This window comes from Pseudomonas sp. 91RF (assembly GCF_003576265.1).
Classification (GTDB): Bacteria; Pseudomonadota; Gammaproteobacteria; order Pseudomonadales; family Pseudomonadaceae; genus Aquipseudomonas; species Aquipseudomonas kribbensis.
On sequence record NZ_QWFC01000035.1, the window covers coordinates 1 to 9,541 of the forward strand.

General features: G+C 57.9%; 2 protein-coding genes and 1 pseudogene. All 3 read left to right on the forward strand.

Features of this window, described 5'->3' with window-relative positions; all coding sequences use genetic code 11:
* A pseudogene (locus DXT77_RS19190) lies at nt 1-272 on the forward strand (ShlB/FhaC/HecB family hemolysin secretion/activation protein); the annotation flags it as partial.
* A gap of 24 nt (nt 273-296) precedes the next feature.
* Entirely contained in the window at nt 297-9,008 is an 8,712-nt protein-coding gene (locus tag DXT77_RS19195) for a DUF637 domain-containing protein (RefSeq protein ID WP_256662981.1), read from the forward strand.
* Nucleotides 9,009-9,018: 10 nt separating this feature from the next.
* Nucleotides 9,019-9,258 (forward strand): hypothetical protein, encoded by a 240-nt coding sequence (locus DXT77_RS19200; protein WP_256662982.1) that lies wholly within the window; start codon nt 9,019-9,021, stop codon nt 9,256-9,258.
* Nucleotides 9,259-9,541 lie beyond the last annotated feature (283 nt).

A 9,541-nucleotide genomic window follows, 5' to 3' on the forward strand; every position in this document is an offset into this window, starting at 1 on the left:
ACGACCTGCGCTGGGCACGCCCGGTGACCGCCGAATGGCTGCGTCCGGTGTTCGCCGAATACGGCACCAGCCTGGGCTATGACCAGGGCGTGATTCGCAATGATCGCTACAACGGTGACCAGCACGGGCGCATGTCGAGCAACTCGCTGGAGCTGTTTGCTCGCGGTGAACACGTCGCCGCGACCGTGACCTTTGCCCATTCCCTGGAACGACCGGCTGCGCTGACCGAGCGTGAAGCACCGATCTATTTCCGCATGGATTTCTTCCTCTAATTCCGTCTGCTCCGAGTTTCTGATATGAACATTCGCCACTTGGCCTTTCTGGCCAGGCAGCCTTCTGCTGCCTATGAAAAACGCGATCACTTCTGGGGCATGCCCAAACGTGGCCTGGCATTCCTGCTGGCTAACGTCATGTTCTGGCAGCCAATGTGGGCGCAAGCAGACGGAATCGTGGTCAGTGCGCCTGGCACCACGCTCGACCGGGCCGGCAACGGCGTACCGATCATCAACATCGCCACGCCCAACGGCGCGGGGCTGTCGCACAACCAGTTCCACGATTACAACGTGGACGCTCAAGGCGTCATCCTCAACAACGCGACCAGTCGCACTCAACTGACGCAGATGGGCGGGATCATTCTCGGCAACCCGAACCTGCGCGCAGCGGCTGCGCAAACCATCCTCAACGAAGTCAACGGCGGCAGCCCGAGCCAGTTGCGCGGTTACACCGAAGTGGCTGGGCAGTCGGCGCGGGTGATCGTCGCCAACCCGTATGGCATCAGCTGTAACGGATGCGGCTTCATCAATACGCCACGCGTGACCCTGACCACCGGCAAACCGGTGCTGGATGGCGCGGGACGTCTGGATCGCTTTCAGGTCGATCAGGGCAGCGTCTCCATCGACGGCAAAGGTCTGGACGCCAGCGCTGTCGACAGCTTTGAAATCATCACCCGCAGTGCGCAAATCAACGCGCAGATCCATGCCAAGCGCCTGAACATCACCACCGGTCGCAACGATGTAAACGCCGACACGCTCAACGCCACCGCTCGGGCCGACGATGGCAGCGCCAAACCGCAACTGGCAATCGACTCCTCGGCACTCGGCGGGATGTACGCCGGAGCGATCAAACTGGTGGGCACCGAGGCGGGTGTCGGCGTGAAGCTGGCAGGCGAACTGGCGGCCAGCGCCGGGGATATCCAGATCGACGCCAATGGCCAACTGACGATGGCCAAGGCCACGGCCAGCAATGCGATCGACATCAAGGCCAACAGTCTTGAAGCCCAACAGGCGGTTTACGCGGGCACGCAACTTGCCGTGCAGACCGCACAAGACCTGGTGAACCAGCAAAGCCTCGCCGCCCGGGACTCTGTGCGTCTCACCAGCGGCGGTACGCTGACCAACGCCGGCGTGATCGAAGCCGGGGTGAACGCGGACAACAGCCGTAACGGCAATGGCGACGTTGCCATCAACAGCGGCGCGGTGAGCAACCGTGGCAGCCTGTTGGCCAGTCGCTCCCTGAGCGCCAGTGCCGCAGGTTTGCTCGACAACCAGAACGGTATCGTCCAGGCCAAAACCGTCGCGCTGGGCGCCACTCGCCTGGTTAACCAAGGGGCTGACGCACGGATTTACGGCGAGACCAGCCTGGCCTTCAACGTCCCGGCAATCGTCAACCTCAGTGGTCTGATCCGCTTCGCCGACGGCCAGGTGGCCACGCTCTCCGTCGACAGTCTGGACAACCGCAAGGGTCGAATCGAAATTGCCGGCGGCCGTTTGAAGCTCAATGCACGGGCGCTGCAAAACGACGACGGCAAAATCATTGCCGGACGCCTGGATCTCGATACCCGACAACTCGACAACGCTGGCGGCCTGATTGCTGCCAGCCAGGGCGAAACCAAGGTCGTCGCCCATGAACGTCTGAACAATGGCAAAGGCAAGATCCAGGCAAAGACCGACCTCGTTGTGTCGGGCGCCGAGTTGCTCAATCAGGGCGGCACATTGGCGGCCGACTCGATCCGGATCACCGGCAAGCGGCTGGATAACAGCGGCAAAGGGGTCATCAGCGCCGAAAACGGCAAGGTCGACCTCACACTGGATCAGGACCTCGCGAACCACGATGGCAAGGTTCAGGCCACCGATCGATTGAGCGTCACGGCCCGGAGCATCGACAACCGTAATGCCAGCCTGACCGGCAAAACCCTCGAAGTCACCAGTCGCGGCAAACTCGACAATACCCAGGGCACGATTTCATCCGATGAGAGCGTGGTGGCCAGCGAAGACCTGGACAACACCCAAGGCCTGATTCAGGGCAACACGACCCTGAACCTGACCGCCCGCGATCTGGATAACACCAACGGCCAACTGCTCGGCGGTGTCGTCGATGCGACGCTGGACAATCTCACCCACAACGAAAAAGGCGCAATCAGCGCCGAAACCGGCCAGCTCACGCTGGTGGTCAACAAGCACCTGAACAATGCCTTGGGCCGACTGCAAGCCAGCCAGGGTGACGTGGACGTCCAGGCCGGCAGTATCGACAACCGCAAAGGCGTGGTAGCCGCGCAACAATTGCTGTTGATCGCCCGCGATGGCCATATCGACAACCGTGGCGGGCGAGTGATTGGCGATCGCCTCAACCTGCAAGCCACCAGTCTGGATAACGGCGAGGGCGGTCTGCTGGCGGCGGGTGTCGACGGTGCCCGGTTGATTCTCAAGCACGCTGTTGCCGGCCAGGCGCAACTGCTCAATCAAAAGGGGCGGATCCAGAGCGACGCCGACCTCTACATTGAAAGCGACACGGTCGACAACAGCGCCGGTGTCCTGCTCGGCAAAACCATAGAGGTCACGACAACACAGCTGAATAACAGCGACAAGGGCGGCATCGTCGGCACGGGCGGTGACATTGCGCTGAACATCGCCGGCGTGTTCAAAAACGTCACGGGTGTAGTCGACGCCGGTGAGCAACATCTGCTGCTCGAGCAACTGGTCGAACTCGACAACCGCGGCGGCACATTGCGCGGCAAACGTCTGGACATCGCCAGTACGTCCATCGACAACCGCAATGCGGGCCAGATCATTGCCGGCAGCGATGGCCTGAAAATCGTCGGCAACACCCTGCTGAACCAGCAGGGTGCGATCCTCGCCAATGGCAGCCACGCAGAACTGGCACTGGGCGCCGGCAGCCTGCAGAACCAGGGCGGCACGCTGCAGGCCGACACCCTGAACATCACCAGCGCCGACCTCGACAACAGCGCAGTCGATGGCAAGGCCGGATTGATCTCAAGTCTGCTGGGTGACTTGAAACTGACGGTGACACGCCTGACCAACCATGCCGGCAAGCTCTTCGGCAAAGATCAGGTGATTTTCGATGGCTCCAGTCTGGATAACGCGGGCGGAGAGATCAGCGGCAATCGACTGGCATTCGAAGCCGTCAGCCAGGTGCTCAATCAGGGCGGGCTGATCGAATCGGCAATCGATCTGAAACTCATCAGCGGTCAATTGAACAACAGCGCCGGCGGGCAGATTCGCGCACTGGGCGGTGCCTCCAGCAAAATCAAACTGACTGGCAACCTGAACAACCAGAACGGCGTCATCGAGATCGGCAGCGAAGATCTGGAACTGGCCGGGGCCCAGCTCAACAACCTCAGCGGCAATGTTCGTCACGCTGCAAAAGGGTTGTTCGATCTGGATCTGAGCAACCTGACCGGCTCTCAAGGCAGCCTCACCGGTCTGGGCAACGGCGTCTGGGATATCGCGTCGGTCAATGGCGTGGGCACCTGGCAACTGAACGGTGGCCTGACCTATACCAGCGCGCAGGATTTGAACCTCAATGTCGGGGATCGCATCGCCAGTGCTACGGCGCTCAAGCTCAACGTCGCCAGTCTGAACAACGCCGGTGAACTGGCCACTGACGGCGACCTGACGCTGAACCTCGGCGGCAACCTGATCAACAGCGGGCGCGTGTCCGCCAAACAGAAACTCGTTATCGGCGCCAACGACCTGATTCAGCAGGACGGTCGCCTGGTCAGCGGAGGTGACACCGAGCTGACCCTGCGCGGCACGCTCGACAACCTGGGCCGACTGATTGCCAACCAGAACCTCACGGTCTCCGCTGCACGGATCGACAACAAAGGCACGCTGGGCGCTCAAGGCAATCTGCTGTTCAACGCCACCAATGGCATCAGCAACGGCCCCGATACGCTGCTGTTCAGCGGCGGCACCATGGAGTTGCACGGCAACAGCCTGAGCAACTTCTATGGCGATATCTACAGCCGCGGCAAACTCACTTTCGACGCGGTGGGCGGTGGTCGGGCGGCGTCGTTCAGTAACCTGTCGGGCACCCTCGAAGGCGAAGGTGATATCGACATCAACGCCGTTTCGTTTGAAAACGCCAAGGCCGAATTCGAAATCACCTCGGGGCAGTCGTCCGGCAGCCTGAGCTGGGTCTGTGCTCAGCACTGCGGTGGCGGTGACGGCTGGAAACGCGGTTACATCACCATCAACACCGAGTTCAACGACAAGGTCCTGAAGGACTCGCGTGCGGCGCGATTTGTCGCTGGCAAGAATCTGACCCTTCACGCCAACAACGTCGAAAACCGCTACAGCCTGTTGGCGGCGAACGGCGATCTGACCGTGACGGCCGATAACCTGCTGAACCAGGGCGCCGTGTCGCGCTCGGGCCATCGGGTGGTGAAGATCGGTACACCGGGGCACATCGACAACAGCCTCTGGGACAAGATGGAGTTCACCGACATTCCGGCGTTCAACGCCGCGACCGCAGCGGGCAACTTCGACGAGGAACGCTTCAACGAATTGGTCAGTCGTTCCAGTGACGATCGTTTCTTGCAGACAAGCGATGTCACCACTTGGGATGAAAACGGCAACAAGGTCTACTCGTCGGTGCTTCAGGCCGGAGGCAAGGTCAAACTGGACGTCGCTCACAGCATCCAGAACGGCACCCTCTACGACAACACCTACGATCAACTGACCGGCAAGCTGTCCAGCGATCAGACGACCTCGGTCGGCGGCATCAACATCAACCTGGGCAAACACAGCACCGACGCCAGCGCCCAGGCGCCGAAAGACGTCACCCGGATCGAGCGCATCGACGCCGATGGGGTGAAGCAGATCAGCTTCGTTCCGGTCGATTTCAAGGGCGTGCCGTTTGCCGCAGTCGATCCGACGGCGTCTTCGACGTTCCGTCTGCCGAAAGGTCCCTACGGCCTGTTCGTGCAGAGCTCGAATCCGCAGAGCCGTTACCTGATCGAAACCAACCCGGAGCTGACCCAGTCCGCGCCGTTCATGAGTTCCGATTACCTGCTGGGCAAACTCAGTTTCAGCGCCGATGAAGCGGCTCGCCGCCTTGGCGATGGCCGCTACGAGACGCGACTGATCAGCGATGCAGTGATGGCCCAGACCGGCCAGCGCTTCCTCGCCGGTGGCCTGAACAACGACTACGAACAGTTCCGTTATCTGATGGATAACGCGCTTGCCAGCAAAAACGAGCTGAACCTGTCCGTGGGCGTGAGCCTGACGTCCGAGCAAGTGGCGGCACTGACCCACGACATCGTGTGGATGGAAGAGCGCATCGTCGACGGCCAGAAAGTGCTGGTGCCGGTGCTCTATCTGGCCCAGGCCGAATCACGCAACGTGCGGGGCGGCAGTCTGATTCAAGGGCGCGACCTGGAGCTAATCGCGGGCAATGATCTGGTCAACGTCGGCACGTTGCAGGCGACCAAGGATCTGTCCGTCGACGTCAAAGGCAGCCTCTATCAGGGCGGTCTGGTCGAAGCCAACGAGCGCATCACGCTCATGGCCACCGACAGCATCCGCAATGCGCTGGCCGGTGAAATTCGCGGCAATCAGGTCAGCCTCACCAGCCTCAAGGGCGACATCGTCAACGATCGCACCGCCGTCGCCGTACGCGACGGTCACGGCATGCGCACCCTGGTGGACGATGGCGGCAACATCAGCGCACGCGACACGCTGACCATCAAGTCGGGCAACGACCTCGTCAACGCCTCGTCCATCAGCAGCGGCGGCGACGCCACCCTGAGCGCCACCCGCGACATCAACCTGTTGGCGACGCGCAACGAAAGCGAACTGCACGAATCGTTCGAGGGCGGCCATCGTTCAGTCATCACCACCACCGTGGAAAACCTCGGCTCCAGTGTGAAAAGCGGCGGCAACCTGAAGCTCGACGCCGGCCGGGACCTCAACGTCGTGGCCAGCACCGCCGAGGCCAAGGGCAACCTGACCGCCGACGCCAAACGCGACATCTACCTGTCCTCGGCGGGTGACGAACACAACGTCGAAACCCACAGCAAGGACGGCAAGAAACGCGTCCACGAAGAAGACAACCACACCGTCCAGAAAGCCGCCGAGTTCATCGCCGGTGGCGACGTCAAGACCAGCTCCGGTCGCGACACGACACTGGTGGCGAGCAAGATCAGCGCGGGCAATGAAGCCTATGTCTACGCAGGCAGAGACCTGAATCTGCTCGCTGCGCAGAACAAGGACTACACCCTCTACGACATGAAGGAGAAGGGCGGTTTCGGCAACCTGAAACTGCAGCGCGACGAAGTCACCCAGATCACCCACGTCGGCACCGAGATCAAGACCGGCGGCAACCTGTCGCTGGTCAGCAAGGGCGACCAGACCTATCAGGTGGCCAAACTCGACAGCGGCAAGGACATCACGCTGGACAGCGGCGGCTCCATCACCTTTCAAGGGGTGAAGGACCTGCATGACGAGAGCCACACCAAAACCAACAACAACGCCGCGTGGGTATCGGCCAAGGGCCGCGGCAACACCGACGAAACCCTGCGCCAGACCCAGATGATTGCCAAGGGCAACATCGTGTTGAAGGCGGTTGATGGGCTGAAGATTGATATCAAGGATGTGAACCAGGAGTCGGTGAGCCAGACCATCGACACCATGGTCAAGGCGGATCCGCAGTTGGCGTGGCTGAAGGATGCCGAGACGCGGGGGGATGTTGATTGGCGGCGAGTGAAGGAGATTCACGAGTCGTTCAAATACAGCAACTCGGGTCTTGGCCCAGCGTCGCAGATGATAATTGCAATCATCATGGCAGCCTTTGTCGGCCCCGCTGCGTTCACCGCACTGAGTGCGAGTATGGGGACTGCCTGGGCTGCTGGTCTTGCCGCAGTCGCGGCGGGAGCAGCCACGAACGCAACAACCAGCTTCATCAACAATGGCGGAAATCTCGGGGCTGTTTTTGCGGACGTCACTTCACCCGATGCATTGAAGGGCTACGTTATTTCCGGAGTGACAGCCGGATTGATGTCTGAGTACCTCACTAAGTTGACGGGTTTGAAATACGACCCTAACACCGGCAAGTTGCTTGGGCCGTCATTGGCGACTTGGGAAGGCGTTGGCAGGTTCGCAGGCAGCCAGATAATTCAAGGCGGTACCTCTGCACTGATCACCAAAGCAGTAGGAGGCGATGCAAGCGTCGGTGATGTATTGAAAACCGCACTTTTCAATACTGTAGCGGCGTTCAGCTTCAACCTGGTGGGTGATCTCACTCAGGGTGTTGTTGATGATGGCTCTGCGAGCAAAGTGATCATCCACGCGGCGGTGGGGGGACTGCTTTCTGAAATGACCGGCGGGGATTTTGCCACAGGCGCATTGGCGGCTGGCGCGAACGAAGCGCTTGTTGGCGAGATGAACAAATGGTTCAAGGGTAATCCTGACCTGCTGCTGATGGGGTCGCAGATTGTTGGGGTGTTGTCGGCTACTGCGTTGGGGAATACTGACGCCACCACATTGCAACAAACGGCATGGATTACCAGTAACGCAACCCAGTATAACTTTCTGGACCACACTGAAACTACAGAGCGATTTGAAGCAGAGAAGGCATGTAAAGCCGGTGACTCTCAAGCGTGCACACGTAGAGATGAACTCAATAAGCTGGATGTAGAGAGGGACAAAGCTTTATATAGCGCGTGCGAAGTTGACGTAAATAGTCCTACTTGTACAAGCTTGCGAGTCGCATCAAAAAAAGCAGAGCTTGATATTCTGCGAAACATTCATACGCCGGAGGCTCAGGAACAGTTACGCGTGGCAATGCAAGATCCTGAAATGTGGAGGTATTCCATAGAGGGAGAGTTGTACAGCATTGGTTTGATGAACAATCAAATGGATCGGATGCTGTCGACCAGCATTGCCAACAAGCTAATGGATATCTTGACGGATCACCTTCCTGTCGTTTCCACTGGAAAGGGGGTTTATGAAGCTGAGACCATTTGGGATTACATCCTTGCTGCGACGGATTTAATTCCGGTCGAAAAATATGGTTCTGATGTCGTGAATGGCATCAAGAAAGTAGAGGAGCTGCTAAAGAACGGTAAAGCAAAAGAAGCGGATGCATTACTTTCGGATATCTTGAAAACTGCATCGAATACGAAAAAAGGGACTGTAACAAAAATCACGGATGAGATGATGGCGGATCCGTATCATCCAGATTGGAAAAGATACGCAGGCACCGAGCCGCGAGGTGTTAGTGCAGATGTCGTCAATACCCCAGGTGGAACAAAAGGTGGTGTGGAGAAAATTGAGCCGCCCGTTCCAAAAGTTGACGTCACCAATGACTTTATGGTGGAAAGGCACAATGGGACGATTAATCTCAAATACGGCAATCCTGACGGTATAGCAGGACTGGTGGTGGATGTGGATGAAACAGGACTACTAGGATTTTCGGTTCGCGCGACGAAGGATCACCCTTTTTATGACGCATCCGGTACTGATATGTTCGCCAGCGCGATGAAACGCCTTGACAATGAAGGCATCCAAGTTAACAAAATCCGTGGGGCTTGGGTGGGAGAAACCGATAGTGTAAACGTAGCTCAGTATTTGCAGAATATTGCCAGCGGAATGTCAAAGGAAAATGCAGCCTTGAACACTTGGACAGGGAAACTGTCCCAAAAATATGGATTTACGAAAGTCGAAAAAATTGAAGTCGTTGGCGGGATAACATATGTCACTTTCGGGAAATAGAAAATTGTTGATGGGAATTCTGGATGGGAAGCTGCCGAGTACAGTATTGAATAGTATTCTGGAAGCTGATCCTGATTTGGACAAGTATAAATTAGCTAATATTTTTCTGGATGAGTTCGATCGGTTGGATAGTAAAGTTCTTCCTGCGATATGGCACTGGAAAAGCGTTAGATCAATCAGGGGTATGTCTGATGAGCAATTTGATGAGGTTGTACTTATTTTGATGAGGTCCGCAGGTTATAACGTGTGAAAGTAAGGGTGGAGTGGGAGGAAAGGGGGCGGGTTTATTTGGTTTATTAAATCCGTCCCTGAGGGATCCCCACAAATCTACTCCAAAGCCTGTACTTGCTTTTATGGAATATTTCTCCTGATGAAGGAGAAAAGGGGACAAGGAGAAAAGGGGACACCCATTAGCCGGTCTCAAGTCAAGGTTAAAAGCCACCACGCCCTGCAGTTTTCAACTGCAGGGTTTGCTCTTTTACTCAACCTGATCGGTTGAACCCGTCGAGCCCGTTTTCTCATTACTAGCTACG